Annotated in this window: 29 protein-coding genes; all 29 read left to right on the top strand. The window is 65.9% G+C overall.

The features are described 5' to 3' along the window. The first annotated feature begins 89 nt into the window (after positions 1–89). The 29 genes from ACWDZ7_RS30085 (at position 90) to ACWDZ7_RS29945 (ending at position 19,531) form a co-directional block, all read left to right on the top strand. Positions 90–542 carry a hypothetical protein gene (locus tag ACWDZ7_RS30085; RefSeq protein ID WP_451801291.1) on the top strand — a complete coding sequence of 151 codons (453 nt, stop codon included), beginning with the start codon at positions 90–92 and terminating at the stop codon, positions 540–542. 46 nt (positions 543–588) lie between these two features. Then, a complete protein-coding gene (locus ACWDZ7_RS30080; RefSeq protein ID WP_451801289.1) occupies positions 589–933 on the top strand; it encodes a VRR-NUC domain-containing protein in 345 nt (114 codons plus the stop codon). A gap of 357 nt (positions 934–1,290) precedes the next feature. After that, complete coding sequence (locus ACWDZ7_RS30075) at positions 1,291–3,159, top strand: SNF2-related protein (RefSeq protein WP_451801287.1); 1,869 nt, start codon at positions 1,291–1,293, stop codon at positions 3,157–3,159. 303 nt (positions 3,160–3,462) lie between these two features. Next, positions 3,463–3,822: a hypothetical protein gene (locus ACWDZ7_RS30070; protein WP_451801285.1), complete on the top strand. Its 360-nt coding sequence runs from the start codon at positions 3,463–3,465 to the stop codon at positions 3,820–3,822. 113 nt (positions 3,823–3,935) lie between these two features. Further along, positions 3,936–4,277: a hypothetical protein gene (locus ACWDZ7_RS30065; protein ID WP_451801283.1), complete on the top strand. Its 342-nt coding sequence runs from the start codon at positions 3,936–3,938 to the stop codon at positions 4,275–4,277. Positions 4,278–4,683: 406 nt separating this feature from the next. Next, the gene (locus ACWDZ7_RS30060; RefSeq protein WP_451801282.1) at positions 4,684–5,181 is read left to right on the top strand and encodes a hypothetical protein; all 498 of its coding nucleotides are present in this window, start codon (positions 4,684–4,686) and stop codon (positions 5,179–5,181) included. 224 nt (positions 5,182–5,405) lie between these two features. After that, on the top strand, positions 5,406–5,639 hold the full coding sequence (locus ACWDZ7_RS30055) for a hypothetical protein (protein ID WP_451801281.1): 234 nt from the start codon (positions 5,406–5,408) through the stop codon (positions 5,637–5,639). A gap of 832 nt (positions 5,640–6,471) precedes the next feature. Beyond that, positions 6,472–6,852: a hypothetical protein gene (locus ACWDZ7_RS30050; protein ID WP_451801280.1), complete on the top strand. Its 381-nt coding sequence runs from the start codon at positions 6,472–6,474 to the stop codon at positions 6,850–6,852. Positions 6,853–7,067: 215 nt separating this feature from the next. Then, on the top strand, positions 7,068–7,427 hold the full coding sequence (locus tag ACWDZ7_RS30045) for a hypothetical protein (RefSeq protein ID WP_451801279.1): 360 nt from the start codon (positions 7,068–7,070) through the stop codon (positions 7,425–7,427). Between the two features lie 249 nt (positions 7,428–7,676). After that, entirely contained in the window at positions 7,677–7,895 is a 219-nt protein-coding gene (locus ACWDZ7_RS30040) for a hypothetical protein (protein ID WP_451801277.1), read from the top strand. A 321-nt stretch (positions 7,896–8,216) separates the two neighbouring features. Next, on the top strand, positions 8,217–8,975 hold the full coding sequence (locus ACWDZ7_RS30035; RefSeq protein ID WP_451801276.1) for a hypothetical protein: 759 nt from the start codon (positions 8,217–8,219) through the stop codon (positions 8,973–8,975). Continuing rightward, positions 8,972–9,265 (top strand): hypothetical protein, encoded by a 294-nt coding sequence (locus ACWDZ7_RS30030; RefSeq protein WP_451801275.1) that lies wholly within the window; start codon positions 8,972–8,974, stop codon positions 9,263–9,265. The genes ACWDZ7_RS30035 and ACWDZ7_RS30030 overlap by 4 nt, the downstream gene beginning before the upstream one ends. Positions 9,266–9,344: 79 nt before the next feature. Beyond that, entirely contained in the window at positions 9,345–9,923 is a 579-nt protein-coding gene (locus tag ACWDZ7_RS30025; RefSeq protein ID WP_451801274.1) for a hypothetical protein, read from the top strand. 9 nt (positions 9,924–9,932) lie between these two features. Then, the gene (locus ACWDZ7_RS30020; RefSeq protein ID WP_451801272.1) at positions 9,933–10,418 is read left to right on the top strand and encodes a hypothetical protein; all 486 of its coding nucleotides are present in this window, start codon (positions 9,933–9,935) and stop codon (positions 10,416–10,418) included. Beyond that, positions 10,393–10,704: a hypothetical protein gene (locus ACWDZ7_RS30015; RefSeq protein ID WP_451801270.1), complete on the top strand. Its 312-nt coding sequence runs from the start codon at positions 10,393–10,395 to the stop codon at positions 10,702–10,704. The genes ACWDZ7_RS30020 and ACWDZ7_RS30015 overlap by 26 nt, the downstream gene beginning before the upstream one ends. A 79-nt stretch (positions 10,705–10,783) precedes the next feature. Next, positions 10,784–11,029 (top strand): hypothetical protein, encoded by a 246-nt coding sequence (locus ACWDZ7_RS30010; protein WP_451801268.1) that lies wholly within the window; start codon positions 10,784–10,786, stop codon positions 11,027–11,029. A gap of 1 nt (position 11,030) precedes the next feature. Next, on the top strand, positions 11,031–11,498 hold the full coding sequence (locus tag ACWDZ7_RS30005; RefSeq protein WP_451801267.1) for a hypothetical protein: 468 nt from the start codon (positions 11,031–11,033) through the stop codon (positions 11,496–11,498). Next, complete coding sequence (locus ACWDZ7_RS30000) at positions 11,499–12,293, top strand: hypothetical protein (RefSeq protein WP_451801266.1); 795 nt, start codon at positions 11,499–11,501, stop codon at positions 12,291–12,293. A 51-nt stretch (positions 12,294–12,344) separates the two neighbouring features. Then, positions 12,345–12,599 (top strand): hypothetical protein, encoded by a 255-nt coding sequence (locus tag ACWDZ7_RS29995; RefSeq protein WP_451801264.1) that lies wholly within the window; start codon positions 12,345–12,347, stop codon positions 12,597–12,599. 332 nt (positions 12,600–12,931) lie between these two features. Further along, positions 12,932–13,537 (top strand): hypothetical protein, encoded by a 606-nt coding sequence (locus ACWDZ7_RS29990; RefSeq protein ID WP_451801262.1) that lies wholly within the window; start codon positions 12,932–12,934, stop codon positions 13,535–13,537. Then, the gene (locus ACWDZ7_RS29985; protein WP_451801261.1) at positions 13,518–14,687 is read left to right on the top strand and encodes a hypothetical protein; all 1,170 of its coding nucleotides are present in this window, start codon (positions 13,518–13,520) and stop codon (positions 14,685–14,687) included. Before ACWDZ7_RS29990 ends, ACWDZ7_RS29985 begins: the two co-directional genes overlap by 20 nt. After that, positions 14,687–15,154, top strand: coding sequence for a hypothetical protein (locus ACWDZ7_RS29980; RefSeq protein WP_451801260.1), 468 nt, complete (start codon positions 14,687–14,689; stop codon positions 15,152–15,154). The genes ACWDZ7_RS29985 and ACWDZ7_RS29980 overlap by 1 nt, the downstream gene beginning before the upstream one ends. A gap of 105 nt (positions 15,155–15,259) precedes the next feature. Beyond that, on the top strand, positions 15,260–16,126 hold the full coding sequence (locus ACWDZ7_RS29975; protein ID WP_451801258.1) for a hypothetical protein: 867 nt from the start codon (positions 15,260–15,262) through the stop codon (positions 16,124–16,126). A gap of 11 nt (positions 16,127–16,137) precedes the next feature. Next, a complete protein-coding gene (locus tag ACWDZ7_RS29970) occupies positions 16,138–16,830 on the top strand; it encodes a hypothetical protein (RefSeq protein ID WP_451801257.1) in 693 nt (230 codons plus the stop codon). A gap of 63 nt (positions 16,831–16,893) precedes the next feature. After that, the gene (locus ACWDZ7_RS29965) at positions 16,894–17,340 is read left to right on the top strand and encodes a hypothetical protein (protein WP_451801255.1); all 447 of its coding nucleotides are present in this window, start codon (positions 16,894–16,896) and stop codon (positions 17,338–17,340) included. Between the two features lie 88 nt (positions 17,341–17,428). After that, positions 17,429–17,842, top strand: a complete 414-nt coding sequence (locus ACWDZ7_RS29960) for a hypothetical protein (RefSeq protein ID WP_451801254.1) — start codon at positions 17,429–17,431, stop codon at positions 17,840–17,842. Positions 17,843–17,927: 85 nt separating this feature from the next. Then, positions 17,928–18,497 (top strand): hypothetical protein, encoded by a 570-nt coding sequence (locus ACWDZ7_RS29955; protein WP_451801253.1) that lies wholly within the window; start codon positions 17,928–17,930, stop codon positions 18,495–18,497. Positions 18,498–18,625: 128 nt separating this feature from the next. Beyond that, positions 18,626–19,117 (top strand): hypothetical protein, encoded by a 492-nt coding sequence (locus ACWDZ7_RS29950; RefSeq protein WP_451801251.1) that lies wholly within the window; start codon positions 18,626–18,628, stop codon positions 19,115–19,117. Positions 19,118–19,204: 87 nt separating this feature from the next. Then, a complete protein-coding gene (locus ACWDZ7_RS29945; RefSeq protein WP_451801250.1) occupies positions 19,205–19,531 on the top strand; it encodes a hypothetical protein in 327 nt (108 codons plus the stop codon). Positions 19,532–19,535 lie beyond the last annotated feature (4 nt).

Here is a 19,535-nt window from a genome sequence, read left to right as displayed (position 1 = left end):
CGAGTCTGGCTCGCCATGGCAAGAGAATCGAGAGACGTCATGTTCCAGACCACACTTCCCGTCGGCACCATTGAGGGAGGCGACGAGTTGTGAGTGCCCCGATCGAATCGGTCCAGCCCGGTCAGCGCTGGCGACGCAAGAGTGACGGGGTGCTGACCAAGGTCATTTACGTAGATTCACCCTTCCAGTTCCGGCGCTCGGTCCATCATCAAGCGCAGCGTCGAACGATCACCGAATACGGCTCGTTCCTGAAGAAGTACGAGATCGTGGCTGATGCCGCGCCGACCGGCACCTCCACCCAGGACGAAGACGCCCAGGCCCAGCAGGAGAAGAACACGACCCGCGAGGGCATCCTGGTCCGCGGGGGCCAGATCTGGGAATACCTCGACACCCGGCAGGGCAAGCGCCGCGTCGTCATCGAGTCCGTTGCGGACGGGAGGCCCAAGTCCGGGATCACTACGGCACGAAGCACTCCACCCTCAGCGTCTCCCGAATGCACAGGAACTCCACGGGCTTCCGCCTCGTCGAGCCCGGTGAGCTGAATTACGGCGTGCCGACGGTCTCCTCGGACGAGACGGCACAGCCCTGATGGCTCGCACGCGCGAGAGCACCATCGAGGACTACCTACTCAGCCAGTGCCGGGCACATGGCTTCCTGTGCCTGAAATTCGTCTCACCAGCCCGCGGGGGAGTGCCCGACCGGATCGTCGTCGCCCCCGGCGGCACCGTATTCGTCGAGGTCAAGCGCCCCGGCGGCCAGCTGCGGAAGCGGCAACAGCTCACGCACGCCAAGCTACGCCGCCACGGGGCCGTGGTTCACGTCGTCGACGACAAGCCGGGCGTCGACGCGTTCATCGCGCACCTTCGCCAAGGCCTCCCGGCCGATAGCGAGCAGCGCCATGACCCACGACGAACTGGACCCGCACAAGACTGACCAACGCGACCGCAGGGCCCTCGAGGACGAACACTGTGGAACGGCGACATCCAACACTGTGCTGCCGCGCTGCGGCCTGGATGTCATCTGACAGCACCGCCCGGCCCTCCGAGGTTGGGCACACCCCGCCGAACTGCGCAGGGCCAGAGGGAGGGGCGACTCACGCCCCCGGCATCAGTGCGACAGCGCGTGTGTGAAGCCCTTAGAGCCAACCCACGCGTCACGCGACTCGAAGTCAGAGTTGTCGAACTGGGGTCGCGGTCGCGCAGCAAAAACAGAGAGCCGACGAGGACCTATGCCCGACTCGTTCTCATTCAAGAGGCATTCCATGCCTGACCACTCACTCGAAGAGAAGGGATGGCCAGCGACATGACTACGGCTACTGGTCCGTCACCGATCTCGCTGATGCCGCATCAGCGGCAGATCCACGACTTCCTCGTTGACCACCCCTTCGCCGGCGCGTGGCTCGGCGTCGGGGCCGGCAAGACACTCACCACTCTCAGTGTCCTGCAGACGGTCCGCCCGATGGGTCACATCCTCGTCATAGCGCCCGTGGCGATCGCCCGCTCCACCTGGATCGACGAGATCGAGAAGTGGGGCTTTCCCATCCGGACAAAGTCGCTCATCGTCGACGAGAACGACAGGAAGCTCTCCAAGGCCAAGCGCCTGAAGCGCTTCCAGGAGGTCGCCACCGATCCGCCGACGATGTATTTCATCAACCAGGAGCTGCTGACTCAGCCGTCCCAAGAGACGAAGCTGATCACGCCGGTGCCGGGCGCAGTGCCTGCCCCGACCATCTCACCGGAGGCGACGGCGATCCTGGGCCTACTTCAGGCACGGGGGCCACTGGGCGGAGACGAACTGATCGACGAGTATCGTGCTCTGGTCGCCGGCAACGCCAACAACCGGGTCCCAGCCAAGGCCAAGATCCGCGCCTGGATTCAGGAGTTGCTCAAGTCGGTTTTGGTGACGTGGGAAGCCTATGACTGCCGAACCTGTTCCGGCGCAGGCTGCGCTCAGTGCCGCTTCGGGCTGGTCGACCAGCTGCCGGTCCAGAACATTAACGGCCTGAACACCATCATCTGGCCCTTCCACACGGTCATCATCGACGAGTCCCAGGGTTTCAAGTCGCACGACTCGCGGCGCTTCCTGGCCCTGGCGACGGTGCGGCCAGCCATGAACCGACTCATCGAGCTGACCGGAACACCTAGCCCTAACGGTCTCCACGACTTGTGGAGCCAGGTCTACCTGCTCGACGAAGGCCGGACGCTAGGGCAGAACATCACCGCGTTCCGCAACCGTTGGTTCACGCCGAAGATGGTGCCCGGCACCACGACGCCGGCGAAGTGGATCCCCACGGCGAATGCCGAGGCTGAGATCCATCAGGCCATCTCGCACCTGGTGATGAGCGCGCAGAACACAAACCTGCAGCTCCCGGCGCTCACCATCCAGGACGTCAATGTCACGCTCCCGCCGGACCTGCTCCAGGCCTACAAGGACTTCAAGCGCGACCTGGTCTTGGACATCGTGCAGACTTACACCGACGACGACGGGAAGCTGACGCAGAGCGTTGAGTCGATCGTCGCCGCGAACCAGGCGGTGCTGACGAGCAAGCTGATGCAGTTCGCCTCGGGCACGCTCTACACCGGGGATCCTGACGACCCGGCCACGAAGGGCCGGTACGAGGTCATCCACGACAAGAAGATCGAGATGACCGAGTACCTGTTGCGGAACAACGGCGGCGAGCCCTTGCTCATCGCCTATCACTTCAAGTCCGACAGGGAGCAGCTGCTCACGCGACTCCGGAAGGCCGGCATCGACGCACAGGCCTTCGACGGATCGCGCGACATGGTCCGCCGGTGGAATGCCAAGCAGATCTCGGTGATGCTGCTCCACCCCGCCGCCGCGGGGCACGGCCTGAACCTGCAGCACGGCGGCTCGACGATGATCTGGTACACGCTGCCGTTCTCGCTCGAGCACTACCTGCAGACCAACGGTCGGCTCTTCCGCACGGGCCAGACGAAGCCGGTGACAATCCATCGGCTTATCGCCAAGGGCACGCAGGACGAGCGGATGCCCTCGGTGCTCGCCGGCAAGCAGCAGGTCCAGGATGACCTCATCGAGGCCGTCTCCGGGGACTTCAACGCCGAGCAGGCGCTTCTCGCCGCTCTGGAGGAAGAGATCCGCGAGGACCTCAACGACTTCTGGGCTTCCGAGCGCGTCTGACTCACTCCTATCCGTTGCGACGGGCTGGTTGTGATCCCACAGCCGGGCCGCCGCTGCGGCGCGCCCACGGCGGCCTGGGCGGCCCCTCCGGAGAACTCGCCCAGGACCTGCCGCGCCCTCGTCGGCCTCCTCGATGACCAGGCCGACGGTGACGCCGAAGCCGTCATCAACCCCCTGGGCCCTCGCGCTGGCCCGCGTCCCGAGAACGGGCGCTCGCAGATCTCCTTGTCGGCGGGCATCCGGGACTGGCTGTGCCCCACCCCTGGCGGGGCCAGTGCCCGGTATCCGGCGAACATGCCGACGATGAAGCTCCTCATCCTGGTAGACCGGAACGCCCGCCAGCTCATGCTCCAGCGGTGCTCCGACGAAGAGACCGGCGAGCGCGTCTACGACGTGCGCGGGTTTCACGGCAGCCGCGCCAACTACATCACTGCCTGGAAGCTCGACGAAACCCTCGGCATCGAAGCCGGCCACTACCTCTGCGATCTGATACCGGATGTGCCAGATGGCCTACGTCTTCACCGTCATCGCGCGCTTCACCGGCTGGAGCGTCGAGATGGACCTGCGCGTCAGGAGGCAGGCGCAGCTGCTCCCATGTCCCGCCTCGGCCAAGAGATCGGTGAAACGGAGCGGGCGGCACAGCCACCCCGGACGACGGCATGAGATGCCGAGAAGCCTTGGGGGATCCGTGTTGCCCAGGGCTTCGGCATTTGCGCCCGCGACAGGCACCACAGGGCACTGAGCGTGCCAGCACACAACAGAGGAGTGACAGCACAATGCAGGACTCCACCGGTGGAAGGCCTCGTAAGGGCTCCAAGCCGAACCCGGCAGATCAGAACGCCAGGTTCACCGGGCTGGTCGTCAATGACGACGATCCAGATGTGGCGGCACTCAAGAATTCCATCGCGGACAGCCTGGCCCCGATGGGCGTCACCAGCATCGCCTTCACCGAGCCCGGTGAGATCACCGATGCCCGCAACCAGATCCGAGGGCGCGAAGACGCCTACATGCACGTGAGCGACGGCACGGACCACGGTTGCCTGTGCGGCTACACCGTGCAACGCAACGCGCCGTCCGGAGCACCTGAGTGCCTCGTCTGCGCGCTACTCGACGCCTGAACGACGCAGGGTCGGCTCTGCCGCCCGTTCCACCGCTACGTCCCCACGGGCGCCTCGTCTCCCTTCCGGGGCATCCCCGGGCTCCGGTGGTGTCCCTGAGAAGACATTTTGTTGCCACCGGCCGGACGCGACAACGACGCTGATCGCCGAAGCCCCGAGCAAGACACCGATGAGACCCGCCAATGCGCCAGCTGGGACACGCATCGGCCTCCAACCAGACCCCTGACGGCCTCTCACGAGGCTTTCTTGACGACAGGTTTGGCCAAGAACACGAAGGAACAGAGCGTCTCCATCCTCTGCGTCAAGGGAAGCGCCTTCCTCTACGTCACGAGGGGGAGGCCAATCGGGGCGGGACGGCCCTGTCCTGGTTCCCCGAGCAGGACCTGACCTTCGAGGACCAGAAGTGATGAACCACAAGACCACAGAGGTGGTCGACGCCACGATCCAGCTGTTCGCCGAACTCAACGAGATGGTGGGCCTGATTTCACGCGTGCTCGCGAAGTTCCCCGCCAAGACCGTGCCCCAGCGGCTCAAGCCGTTCCTCGGCTCACCAAGCGTCGCATTCGCGCGGCCGCCCATGAAGGGCGACGGTGAGATCGTGCTCCAGCTCGAAAAGCACAGCATGCTGCCCAAGGTCCAGGCCCGGATCCCTGGTGAGTGGCTGATGATGCACCAATCGGAACTGACGGCCGCCGTGCGCGAGATCTACTGGGGCGACAGAGAGCACAGCCTCCGCCGCGAGCTCACCCGACTTGAGAAGTCGATCGGGGACCACAACCGCCAGGTTGAGCATCACCGTGTCAGGGCGAGCGAGGCACGTCGAGAGTACGACCTCCTCGCCGCCAGCATCCGTCGGCGCTCGGCCTGCAAGAGCCGCGCCGCCGAGGGAGACTCCGGTGACTGACTCGACGAACCCCCGCAAGATGTCCCATCGGGAGCTAGAGGAGTACCTCGACGCCCTGGTCCACGCAGAAAAGAGGACTCTCCCGAGTCCCGGCGTGTTTTCAGGCTCTGGGAAAAGAGTTAGTGACCGTCGGCCACCCGTGTCATCGACGACGTGCTCGCGCGGGACCAGCTCGTACCCCACACCATCTAACGGACATCACCCCCTTCAAGGAGGACGGACCCATGGCCCGCACGCAGAAGATCACGCAGTACCAGGTCGACGAGTGGAAGAACACGCTGGAGCAGATGCTCGAAGAGGGCAACTTCAGGCAGGACGGCCGGCCGCTGAGCCGTGCGGGCATCGCAGAGCGCAAGCGGGAGATCGCGATGCTCCGCGGGCTGAACACCCTGCGAGTGGACCAAGTCGTCGACCTGGACACCGTTCAGCCCATCTACAAACGCCCCAGGGAGGGTTGACCGCAACCCCGGGAGCCGATGAGGCAGGGCGCGCCGTTGGCTCGTCATCTTTTACCCCGAGAAGAAGTACGTGGTCGCCATCCAGAGGATCTGCGACTGCTCGCAGGGTGACTGGTCGACATATTCGCCGCAGTCCTCGACGACCACGGGACGCCCGAGTCCCGCATTGACCAGGTCCGCATGTAGGCCTTCGGCGACGTCCGGACCGTCATCCCCGACCGCGGAGCCGGAGTCTCCGGCATCTGAGCCGACGACGCTGGCGCAGCGCTCACGCACTTCCGCGAGAACTTCGAGTAGGACGAAGAGTCTGTGCCCGAAGGGCTCGATCCGACAGCAGCGTGCGACACCAGGTGGCGCGTGAGCTGGGAGATCGACGCTGAAGGAAGCACAGCACTCGGGGCCGCTCGCCAGGTCTGGGCAGACCAGTTCGGCCGCGACGTTGCCACTGACGGGGATGTCTGCGTCTTCATCGTCACCGACGTCGCCTCTCCGAGGCGACGTCCCCGTTGAGAGGGTGCGCACCGGCATGGCAGTACTTGCACCGCCGGAATACCGCGGGCCACTGGTGCCCGGCCACTCCACGACTTGGGTCCTGCCTCTATGGCCCTGCGGTCGCGCTACCCCTATAGGGCGCGGCACCCGGCCCCCACCCCACCACCCCTCGGAGAGACTCGTGCCTGCACCGTTCCTCGCCCCCGGCACCACCGGGCACGACCCCGCCGTCCTGCTCCCCGTCCGCATCAGCGGCTTCGACGGCGCGCTCTAAGCCCTGTGCCTGTGCGACGACAGCGTGAAAGTCCGCGACGGCGAGCGAAGCAACCACTTCCCGCCCATGTACCAGAGGCGACCGCCGACCCTCAAAGACCCGTTCCTGCCGGGCAACCCCCTGTGCTGCTACACCGGCCGCAGCATCACCCTGGCCGCCGCCCTGACCCGCGACGAGGCACCGACACCCGAGGAACGGAAGATCGCTGCCGCAGTGAAAATGAACCCCTCCGCAAGGCTGGGTCTGCTCGACTGGGCGACCTTCGAGGACGTGAAGGTCGGCGACCGTATCGGCTTCACGGAGACTGAGGACACCGACGGCTACGAACGCCGCATCGTCCGGCACGAACGGGAAGGCACCGTGACCCGCAAGGGCGCCACCTTTGTGACCGTCGGCTGCGTCCCCGACACCCTGGGCAACAAGGCCCGACTGAAGAAGAAGGACTGAAAGAGCTTCCGCACCCGCCGCAAGTACTGACCACCCTGTCCTCGGCATCGACCCCGAGGAGACCAACCCGCGCCCCCTGCTCCTCCCCAGGAGCCGCCGGCGACGCGTGCTAACTGACCGAAACCATTGAGCCCGCTGTCGGGCCGCCCGACTACCGGGTCCCGGCACCGGCACCAACCGGGTGGCAACCGCCTGGTTATGGAAAGGAGCAGGACATGAAACAGTCGGCCGACGGACCCTCCGTACCCGTACAGTTCACGCCCTCGCTGCGTGTGGAGCGGTTCGACGAGGTGGTGCAGTACGACGACGCGATGACGCCAAAGCCGCCCCAGCGGACGTACGAAAAGGTATGGCAGGGGCGGTGCGGCCCGGACTTCACCGTTGGGGACTGCGAGGACAGCGAGCCCGTCCGGCCCGTCAGGCTGCGCTGGTTTCAGAACGGCGACTCTACGCCCCGCTGGAACAGCATTGAGGTAACCGGTCAGATGGTCCTGCCCGACGGGCGCCTGCGTCGGCTTCCCGTCCGGGAGATCTGGACGCACTACCACGCCGAGCTGGGGCAAATCCCCAACTGATTCCTCCAGTTCGTGAGCGACAACCCCCCGGCAACGCGGACCACCACGCAGGTCTGACGCCACCCGAACACCCGAACGGGGAAAACACCGTGTCCAGTACCGTGATTCCCGAGAAGCGCGTACGTACTGTCACCGGCGCCTACCTGACAGCACTCAGCAGGGGGATCTTCACGCAGCGCTCGGATTTATGACGCAACTGGCCAACACGTACGGTCTGATAGCGTCCTCGGCCTCGCCGCCGAGCTCGCCATGAACCTTCACATCCACTGCCCGTCACGTTTCCGTACTGCCTTCGGCGGTGCGAACCTCTCTGCTCTCGCCTCCGCGGCGGACGACGACGCGCTCACCACCCTCGATGTCGCCTCCAAGACCAACCGCCTCATGGGGCGCGGGCAGGTCACAGCTGCCAACTTGGAGGACACCGAAGTCCAGATGCGCGTCACGGAAACCGTCGGCCATGCCGTTTAGGCGGCACTCAACGCCGCTGCTGGGCATAGCCGTTCGGCTGCTGCCGCTCAGCTTGGCCCGCTGACCACGCTCCGCGAGTTGTCTGCGGCCGTGGCCCTGCTCACCAACAGGCTTCCGCACCGTGCTGCCGTAGGCGCACGCCATGAGCCCCCGTGTCTGCCGCAAGTGCCGTAGCCGCCCGATCCCGTTCGACTGCAAGTCCGGCGCCGGACACTCAAGAACATGCAGCCCCCTTCGTGAGCAGTGCGCCCGCCGTGAGCGAGCCCACGCCCGTCTCGTTGCCGCGTTGATCGCCGCCCGTACCGCGACCTGAGGAGACTCATGACCACCACCGACTCCCGAGCCGCCCAACTCGCCGAGTCCCGCTACCGCAACGGCTACGGCCCCACCCTCGCCGCTCCCTGGGAGCAGCTCGACACCAGCATGCGCGAGTTCCTCGCCAACGAGGCCGTCAGCTGGCTGATGTCGGCCATCGCCGCCGGACTCGTCGCCGAAAATCCCACCGCCATTGTCGACGCAGACAACCCGACCCCGCTCCGCTGGGGCCTCAACGACGTTCAGTGGGGCGACGACGGCTCCGTGGCCGTGATGCTGTCTGGGCTGGACAGGGAGCCGTACTGGCTGGAGCTCGATCAGGAACAGGCCGCGGTCCTCCGCAAAGACCTCACCGGCCCCGACGGGAACCCGAAACCGAGGAGACCGAGACCAGCGCGCGGCCGTGTGGCCACGATGACTATCACGACGCTCACGAGTGGATCGACCGTCCCGGCATCTGGTGCCCTGGCCACAGCATCGCCTCCGCGTCCGCCCGTGACACGCAGCAGACCGGCCCGGACGAGCTGGTATCCCGTCCAGGCCGACCACCCTCGAATGGGTCGCCGAGTGGCTCGTCCGGAAGAAGCGCGACAACCCCGAGAAAGAGGGCTGAGCAATGCTAACGGCTCCACCTGGAAGGGGCGTGGCAGCACCGCGATGCACGCGATCACCCTCCGGCGCGTGTTTATGCCGATCGGCTCCCTTCTTGCTGTCCATTCTGAATTTCGAAGTCCATCCATCGAATGGGCTAGGAGGTACCCGTGATTTTCAAGGCAGTGCTCGACAAGGTAGCCGAATGGCGGGATCGACGAGAGTTGGAGCAACAGCGGCTCCAGGCGGCCGACGATTTCACCTGGACCTGGGCCGCCACGGTCGACCCGGACTCCTACGCGTTCGGTGCCGAACTCGACTGCCGCGCGACGAACACGCTCGCCGATCTCTTCCGGGCCTACCAGTTCTGGAACACGGCGGATCAGCTCCAGGAGGAACACGAGCACGGACCCAACTGCAACCGCGCCGAGCCGCACCCCGCCATCATCAAGGAGCACGTGTGATGGGCCGCGACGACCTGACGCACACGGTCGACGGGGCCGAGATCGTGCCCGGGATGCGGGTGCTGGACTACGACCGGAAGTGGGGGATCGTCGACCCCGGTCGTTCACCCGCGGCGGCGACTTCAACCCGGGCGGCCAGCACTTCGAGGGCTGGTACGAAATCGTCCGCGACGACGGCTCGACCTCGCGGATGAACGGCACCCGCCTGACCACCCGCGCCCCGTACCCGATGCCCGACCTGCTGGAGTGCGGCCACCCGCCCGTTCCGGCCGAGCTGGGCACCGGATACGCGAAGGACCCGAAGACCGACGAGCGGCGTTGCTACCCGTGCGCGGACGCCTGGCAGCGCGAGCAGATGAAGTCGGCCGACGTGTGGGGCGGCTACATCGGATACGTCGGCGACGACCGGCTTCACTTCCGCACCTGGACCGGCGGAGTGCTGGGCAAGGTCATCAGCTACGTGACCGAGGAGAAGGACCGGTTCACGCCGAGCGGGGGCCAGTACCGGATGCGCCACGTGGCGGTCCGCACCCCGGACGGCTCGACGTGGCGGGGACGCGGCGGTAACGCCATGGACGCCATCACGATCCGGCGCGTGACCGGGCCGGCCACCGACAACGAGGGTCCGAAGGCGCTTCGCGGCCTGCTCAAGTTCTAGGGGGATCAAGTGCCTCTCACTCCGGATTTTTCCGGGAAGCGGCTGGACTGCGGGCACACGCCCGGTGAGCTGTTCTCCTTGCAAGGGGCGGGCGTTTTCACCGACCCGGAGTCCGGCGAGAGCTGCTGCCGGACGTGCGACGAGACCCGGCATTACGACCGGGTGCGCACGCAGTACGCCGAGATCACCGTGCGGGGGGAGCGTGAAGGCTGGAAGTACGAGTACATCGAGACCTCGTACGACGTGTGGCTGCGCCGCGAGGAGCTGATCGGGAAGTTGGTGACCCGGGCGTATTGGCGCAGCCAGGACACCCCGTCGCGCAACATCATCCAACCTGCGCACATGTACAACTTCGCCTTCAAGCGGCTGAAGGACGTGGTCACGAACTCGCCGGTGACCGGCTTCGCCCTGGTCTTCGAGGACGGGGAGAAGGAGTCGCTCTGCTACGACAAGGTGTGCGTGATCACCCGTGAGCCCGCTGGCCTCGACAGGTGAGCCGGCCGGGCTGCTGTGGTTCTTCATGTTCCAGCGCTACGTACCGCCGACCTGTGACCAACCGGCCGCATGGGTCGACACCGCGACTCGATACGCGGAACTCAAGCCGCGCCGTGACGGGCAGGAAGTCGACCCCGTCGCGGCGTACTGCGTGCGGCACATGAAAGCACGCATGAGAAAAGGTCGGCCGCAATTCCGTGTCCTGGTCCGTGAGTTCCAGGGCGGTGCATTCCGTCAGGCATTCGTGGTGCACATCGACAGCACCCGCACGCCAGTCAGCGACTGACCTAACGGAGTCCAGGACGCAGCAGCAACGCCATGCCCCGGGCTGGCGACTGACAGCCGCAGAAGTGAGGAGGGTAACCATGCAGCAGCGAATTGACCTGGAAGTCGGCGACCGCGTTCTCAAGGCCATGCCGTGGTCCGAGGTGTGCGTGCACATGCAGGTCGCCGACAAGGTCATGGAGATACAGGTCCGCGTCAACGGGGTGCAGCTCTTCAAGGACGGCGAGCCCTTCTCTTTCCCGATCGGCTGGGGCGAGGCCGGGGTCTACACCGATTCGACCACGAACAAGCCTTACACCTATGACGCCGAAAAGGTGGCCGCCTGATATGCCGCGAATTCCGGAACTCGGCCTCGACGACGGCCTGCCCGGGGCGCAGTGGGCCCGCGAGGCAAAGAAGCAGATGATCACGGCGAGTGCCGAGCCCGGCATCCACCGGTTCGAGCGGCTGCCCTCGTATGAGGGAGACGCCGGTATGTGCGTCTGTGGCTGGCAGACGCCGGAACCTTCGTACGAGTCGATGGGACTGCTCGCGAACGCGATTCACGAGCACCTGGAACGCGACGTGTTTCCGCCCGTCGACCTGGTCGCGCTCCGTAAGGAGGCCGACTTCTTCCGCCTCGGGAAGCTGATCGGTTACCACCGGCTGGTCGAGACCACGGAGGAGCACGGCACCCGGCACATCGGCTGGCTCATGGCCGGGGAACGCGGCTCCGTCCGGTTCCTCGAAGGCCATAAGTTCGGGCAGTACCTGGGCCAGTGGATTCCATTCGATGACGAACAGCAGGGGGAGTGAATGCGCGCTGTGGACGACAAGTACCAGAAGTGCAACTGGAACGACGGAATGCCGGTGAACCTCCCGCACACGAAGCTGGTCGTCGAATTCGTCGACCGGCTCGTGGACGAGATCTGGACGCGTGAGGAGCGGCTGGCCTTCGAGGCGAAGTGCTTCTTCCGGGACACCAAGCAGGGGATCATCGAGTTCTGGCAGGACCGGTGGATGGAATACGCCCCCGAAATCGCCAAGCAGGATCGATGCGTCACCTGGAAGCACCAGCGTGACGCGTGGGCGCCCTACCGGGTGGACGGTGTCCGCCTGGAGGACGGCGAGATCAAGGTTGTGATCCTCAAGGACCGCATGGGCACACGCTGGCAGGCATGGCCCGCAGATCTGGAGCCGGCCCCCGAACCGCGCAGGCCGCTCGTCCCCGTCCGGATGATGACCGGCTACCGCGTCGACCCGACGCCGAACCGGGTCAGCGTCGAGGCGGCCGTGAAGGTGCTGCGCATGGCCGAGCGCTACAGCAAGGCCCCCCACGACCGGCACTGGACGGTCACCCGGGAGACGTACGCCCACCACGTCAAGGTCGTGATCAAGGGCAACCGCAGTGAGTTGGTGGACAGCATCCGCGTCCCGCACGGCATGGCGCTGCTGGCGACCGATGGCCGGTTCAAGATCACCCACACCTGGGACGGGCACCGCGAGCGGCGGTGGCACGCCCGCTTCTGTGACGAGTTCCTCGGCACGTACGCCACGGACCTCGAAGCCGCCGATCGGCTGCACACCTTCAACGTCAAGCGCATGGGCTGACCGGCACCTCGAACCCCAGGCAGAACCAACAGGGGGTACCGGGAGTTCACGATGGACGGCGTCTGGGACGACGCCGACGGCCTCGAAGTCACCTACGTGGGCGTGGATCTGTCCGAGGAGACGATCCGCGGCGTAGTCGAGGGCAACAGCAGCAACAACGCGTTCACGGAAACGGTCGAGGCCGAGAACGAGGCCGAGGCATTCCGGGCCCTGGCAGAGTCGCTGGACGCCTCCTCCGTCTGGGACTGCCGGGGAGCCAAGCCGCAGCGCGTGTATACGCAGCCCGAGGACGGGGACGACGCGTGATTCTTCTGACCGGCTACTGGGACGAAGACGCGAATCTCGTAATCGAGACCTCGCAGGAATTCCCCAACAGCACGTCGAAGACCGATCTCGACGCCGAGGCATACCGGAATCTGCCCGATGAGCACAGGCAGAACAGCTGGGCTGGCTCCTTTCTCGTGGACACCCATTCCCGAGCTGCCAGGAGGCATACGAGACGTACGTCCGGGAGGTCGGAGACGACAGCCCGAAGCTCATCGACAACGTGTGGGGTATCCAGGTCGACGAGTAGAGATCCGAGCAGCAACCTGGCCGCCGCTTAATAAACGGGAGGGGAAATGTTTTCCATCGGAGATATGGTGCGCTTCGAGGTAGGTGTCGCAGACGGTTTCACAGAGCGGCATTATGCGACCATTGAGCAGTTCAGGAAGCAGGACGGGAACTTCTACCGGCGCCAGCCCGCGAAGCCGTTCGCCGCCTTCCTGGCGCCCGAATACACGGGCACGCAGGTGCTGGCCCTGACCCAGTTGATTCCGGCAGCCGACGACTTCGACATCATCGAAGACCGCAGCATCATCAACGCGGACGCCGGTTCATGGATCGACTACTACTACAAGTGCCTGCGCTGCGCGTCGTTCACATGGAATGCCGCCGACATCATGGCAATCCACAAGCAGTCCGGCCTCCGTGTGCGCTTGTGCAACCGCTGCTGGAAGCCCCGCGAGTTGGCCCTTCTCGGGCACCAGGCGCTCTCGTTCCAGCGCAACAGCAAGAACACCATCCTGGAACTGCGCGCGAACCCCGAGCTGCTCACCGGCCCGACCGACGACTCGTACTTCGGCAAGTCCGACGCCGACACCTACCGAGAGTGGGCCGATGCCTTCCCGTGGCTGGTCCCAGCCCCGGCCGCCGAGCTGTACACCAAGTGGAAGGAGAACCGGAATGCTGCTGCCGCCGCCTGAGAAGTGCTCGACGCTCGACTGCAAGGCCCGGCCGACGCACGTCCTGGAGTACGACAAGCTGGCGCCATTCCCGGATGAGCCGGTACGTGGTCACGACCTCGTGTGCGAGGAGTGCGGGACCGCCTACCTGCGCATGAACCGGGTCAAGCGCTGGCGGCCGTACATGGCCCGCAACGGTGCCGCGGTTGCCGCGGTGCCGCCTCGGATCAGGGTCCGGGTGCAGTTCGACGAGGAGCCGAACGCGTACCCGAGGGACAGCGACTGGTGGGACGACAAGGACGCGGCAGAAATGCGCGCCGGCCGGTTGCAGGTGTACGTCATCGACATCCTCGACGGGGCCGGCGAGGTCATCGGTGACTGCCCGAACCGGCTGGCCGGCCCCGGCCATGAAGGTGTCTACCAGCGTCCGGCGGAAATCCAGGACGAGGGACTGGCCTACAGCGCGGCCGATCACTGGACCCCGCATTTCGGAATCGAGCCCGGAGACCTGGTCACCTTCGGCCGCGAAAACCTGGTGATGGTCAATTACGAGCAAGTCGACCACGAGTACGGCGACGTCGGATACAACACCGGCTTCATCCTGTGCCAGCCCGTCCGCACCTCGGCCGTCCGCCTCCTGGAAGGGAGGCCACCGCATGACATACGAGCCTGTCGACGTGACCCGCCGGGACGCCAAGACGAACGAGTACTACAACACCAAGACCGGGAACTTCGAGGTGATCTCGAAGCACGGGCTGTACGACGTCCAGGAGACGTTCCTGACGCCGAACGGCCAGATCCTCTTCCTCGCGTACCGCGCGACCGCGGCGCAGCCGTACGTCGTCGGCATCTACAAGTCGGACCACGGCGTCTACTGGACCGACGGCGGAGACGCCCGGCGCAACTTTGCGTGGCAGATCGCGGAGTCCTTCGGCCTCGTGGTCGACAAGGAGGGCTCGAAGGCCGTCGTACCGGCCAGCCGCGGCTTCGTCACCGACCTGATCAAGAAGATCAAGCAGGACTACGACCAGTGTACGACCTCCCCGACGACGTCGAGGCGGCGCAGGCCGGCGACCAGTTGGCGGAGCACACCATTTCCCTGGCGAAGTTCCTCCAGCGCGTCGGCGTCCTGTCCACTCCGGTCTTCCGGGACTACGAGGTGGTGGGCTGATGCGTCCCACGTTGCAGGTTGTGATGCTGAACCTCCAGGTCGCGGCGTACCAGTCGACCCCAGGCGCCCCGATCAAGGACTACGGGCCCCAGGGCAAAGGGCCGATGGGTGAGTACCTGCGGCCGATCACTAAGGCTGAGGCGGAGGCCCGCCGCCTCGACTTCGAGCGGCTGTCCGCCGAGCTGCGCGAGCGCGACCCAGGTACCTACGCGGCGTGGCTGTCCGACTTCGAGTTCTGGCGGGCGGGCGACCTGAGCGTTCGTATGCCCAGCGTGGACGCCTACGAGAAGCGCGACGAGGACGGGCTGCGGATCTTTCGAGGACACCGGCTGGTCAACACCCGTGAGGTTGCGCCCTGGTTCAACGACAAGGAGCAGAAGGCGTTCGTGTGGAAGTGCCGACGCTGCCGCTTCACCGGTCACGACGGTGACCTCATCGGCGCACCGCGCTGTGAGGCCGATGCATGACCCGCAGCGTGTAGGTCGGCCCTGAGCGGCCGGACGGCCGGCCAGAGCCCGACGGTGCAGCTGCAACACCCGCCGTATTCACGGCCTTTCCCTCATAGAAGCGACATGCGCTGTTCCACGTTTCCCTCCTCTACCGCCCCCGATCCCGACCGCTGCGAAGGTACCGCGACACATCTGCTGCTGATCGACGAGCTGGGCCCGGACAAGGCCCTGGAACCCGTGTGCAAACCGTGTGGCGAGTCCTACGTCCGGCGGCCCGTGCGAGCACGCATCGTTCCGCTGCACGTCCACCGGCCCACGCCGCGGTTCAAGTCCATCGTGGGCGGCCACCGGCTCATCGACCACGCCTTCCACGAGGCGGTGTGCCACGACTGCCTGCTGCTGGGGTCGGTGGAGTACTTCCGGCAGGGGCGGGACAAGGGCTTGCACGGTTGCCGCTTCCGGCCGGAGTCCGTGAACAGCCACGACCTGCCCGCCGGCGACGGGCCGTCCCCGACGCTCGGCGAGCTGGCCAGCCGGTGGTGGCAGTACGTCACCCGCGAAGTCGGCGTGGCGATCGGGGATTGGCGACCGATCAAGAACGACGCTGACTTCGCCGCCACCTTCACCTTCCGCGATCGGGAGTACGGCCTGCGGCACTCCCTCGACGGGACGTATGGGTGGGCCGAAAAATTGGAGAACCGAGGCCGTCCGCTGCCAGAGACCATCAGCCCCGAGTTGAAGGACCGCTACGAGCAGGTCGTCTTCCGCTTCTACGACCGCAACAAGTACGGGAGCCCGTACTTCGCGACCTACACCCCTGGTCGTGAGGACGTCGTCCTCTACACCCCCGAGGGTGCGATCCGTGCGGTTCTGCGCTTCCCGGTCCTGGAGGGCACACGCGAGCGCCGACTGGCCGTGATCGAGGACGCAGTGTGCGACACCTTCGGTGCCATTGCCCAACTTCAGTACCAGCCCCGCGTCTACCAGTAGGAGAACCAGGGATGCATCCGCAATTCAAGTTCGAGCAGGTTGACCCCGATAACGACTACCGCCTGCGGGTGAGTCTGAAGGACACCGGTGAGGCCCTCGGTGTCACCTATCTGACGAAGGGGGCCGGTTGGGTCGCCGAGCACGCTGGCCTCACCGGCAGGCAGGGCGCGGTGCACGGCTTCCAGAGCGAGCACATGGCCGCCGAGTTCATGCACTGGTTCAAGGCGCCCGAGCAGTCTGAGCGCACCAACCCCACCGACCGGCCGCGCTCGCTCAACCCCGAGCTGCTGCCCGAGCACGGTGTGCTGATCTCCCTGGAGCCGATCAACGACGGTGACTTCATCGTGGACCTCAACACGCGAGGGGCGGGCAGTGGAATCGGCTACCTCCATCAGCGCGACGACGGCCGGTTCGACGTGCGTGTGGGGCACATCTCGGTCGGGACAGCGGACAAGCCGGAGACCGGGATGTGGGCATGCCTCAAGTTCCACACCGGCACCAAGATCTACGACGCGATCGTCAAGGGGTTCCAGCCCCACCCGGACCACGACGCGTGGGTGAACGGAACCGTCTCCTTCCGGGGCGAGACCGTCGAGGCGGCCGTGGAGGGCATCACTCGGGCCGCGGAGGCGCTGATCGACGGACACACGGAATTCAAGAGCGACTCCACCACGTACGACGTCTCCCTCAAGACCACGCAGTAAAGAGCACCGCACTGCCCGCCCCGGGCATTTAAGCCACACCAAGGAAAACGAGGAGGTCACGCAATGACGGTCTACCAGTACAGCGGCGATGACTGGCGCGAAGCGCTCAGCAAGGCCGATGACGCTCACTTCTGTGACATCGAGGCTCGTGAAACGGGCGGGGAGCTGGCCGGCGTCGTCACCGAGCTGCGCAACGACGAGACCCCTGAATCCGACGAGAGCCTCGTGTTCGCGGCCATCAACGCCGCGGAGCAGCTGCGCCTTGAGTTCGACCGGAAGTTCCTGGCGCAGGTCATCAAGGCGTACGACAACGTCACCACCGGACGGTTGGAGGAACGTGCCATCGGCTTCATCCGGGCGCGCTGGCCGAACTTCCCCATTCAGTACACCCGGAACCTGAGCGCGTTCGCCATCGAGTACGCGCTGCTGCCGGGCGAACGGGCTGCTGACGATGGCAGCGGCTCCTTCTGCGTCTTCGACGTCTCCGAGCTTCTGCCCACAGTGGAATGACATGCACATGGCATGCCGCGCAGCGTTCCACGGCCAGGAATAGCAGGGACACAACCCGAATTCTCCCCAGCACACCTGGAGCACCGTCTTGATCCGTCGCAAACGCTGCCCCTACGCGCAGCTTCCCGGGGGCCAGTTCGTACGCGTCTGGACCGAATCCACGCAGCCGGAGTTCTACTACGGCCGCATCAAGTACCACCGCCGCAACGACAAAGGACGGCCGGTCGGGATCACGGCCGTGGCAACCCTCGACTCCCGAGACCTAGGAGCCTGGTACAAGCGCCCGCAGGACTGGCACCGCGAGATGGGCACCAAGTTCATCGAGCCCCTGGACTACCTCGACGAGAGGCCCACCAAGGGCTCGTTCATCTGCGGCCACCGGATCGGCACCACCGACCAGCCGCGCTACTGCACCGAGACAACCGTCGAGGGCACCGACCGGTGCATCAAACACCCGGACGACACCCCCACGGGCCACACCGAGCTGCCCGCCAGCGACTGAATCCGCCCGCGAACACATCCGTCACACGCGGCAGCACCTTCGGTGGGCCGCTTCTTTCATGCCCGAAATCGAGAGGACCGCAGATATGACACACATTATGTGCAACTGCGAGTCGGTGGCCCAGGGCGAGGTCTTCGAGCCGGCGCCGCAGTACAAGATGACCTTCGTCCGCATGGAGCGCGACCGGCTCATCCTGCGCGACAGCAGCGGCGAGTTCTCCCGGCCGATCGTTGCCGCCCAGTCCGAGCCGATGCCCGCGGTATCGCCCAGGCTCGGCGAGCAGCGCACCGTCTTGGAGGAGGTACCCGACTCGCGCCCGATCATCGGTGAGTCGATCTACCTCATGACGCACCAGATGTGCGTGCCGGGCGGGTGGAAGTCCCTGGCGACACACCAACTCCGGGCACCGCAGCACCTGGCGGGGATCTACGGGCCCATCGGCCAGATGCTGGAGAACAGCGAGGTGCGCCAGGCCGCGGCCCAGCTCTTCGAGGCCGCCTCCAGAAAGGTCGACCACCACCCCTACACCCGGCTGGACAAGCTGGTGACGACGGTGCACCTCCAGGAGGGCACCGAGGGCGAACCCGGGGCGTGGGACGACCCGGGCGTGGCCATGGAGATCGCCCAGCTCCTGCGAAGCAGCAACACCTTCTGATTCACCGGTCGGCACTCCAGCGGCCGGCCGCGAGAACCTGTCTGTGCGGGTTCACTGAAGGCTGGCCCCTGCGCTCGAGATGGGGGCCGGTCCTTTTGCGTGCCCACATACGAAAAGGAGACAAGCCCGTGGAATCACTTCGCGCTGACCGGTGGATCAGAAAGCCCAAGTCTGCCGACCAGCTCCTGGAATATCTCGGCAAGCACATGGTGGCTTACCCCAGCGGCAGCGACAACGAGCTGGACAAGGCCGGGGGCCAGTTCATCGCCCTCGACCCCGAGGCCCGAACCGTCTCGCTGCGCCGGTACGACGACGGCGCGGTCCGCGAGTTCCCCTGGGGCACCACCGATCTCCGGTACACCACGGACATTGAGTCGCCCTTCGTCAAGCTCCCTGTGGGCGCCGTCCGCCGCTTCGAGTGGTTCTGGGGCGACGACGATCGGGCCCTGGAGGAGCCGGTCACCCTCGTCGGCACGGTCGACGCGGTGACGCCGGGGATGGCCCACCTGTGGGTCCGCGACCACCGATTCGAGTACGGCGGCTGGTGGGCCTCCCTCAAGCACGAGGACGCGGCCAAGCACGCGCTGCGTCCGGTGAACCTTAAGCAGGGCCGCGAATAAAAACTTCGTCACTCGAATGGGTGACCTGGCTGGGCCGTTGGGCCAGGAGCGCAGCCGTATCGATCACGATTACGAGGAGTGAAACGCATGGCCATCATCCGAGAAGGCCACCTTCGGTGCCCCGGCTGCCGTGAGTACGTCATCGAGGCCGACCCCGAGCAGTACCCGGACGGCGTCGACTACGAGACCCCCGACGCCGACGAGTCGAAGGTGCCCTGCGGTGAGTGTGCCCCTCGCTACCAGAACATCGAAAGGCTTCGCGAGCCGACCGACATCCGCCGTATCCCCAGCAACTCCGTCCGCCACCTCCAGAAGCCCCGCTGGGCGGCGTACTACGAGAGCGAGATCAACTCGCCCCCCGCAGACCGGCCGCCAGGTCCGAGGGGGGATAGCCGAGCGGGAACAGCGTCCTAGGGTG

Source organism: Streptomyces sp. NPDC003032, from assembly GCF_053591415.1.
The sequence above is the reverse complement of the archived record's forward strand: the minus strand, read 5'-3'. Positions and strand labels throughout refer to the sequence as shown.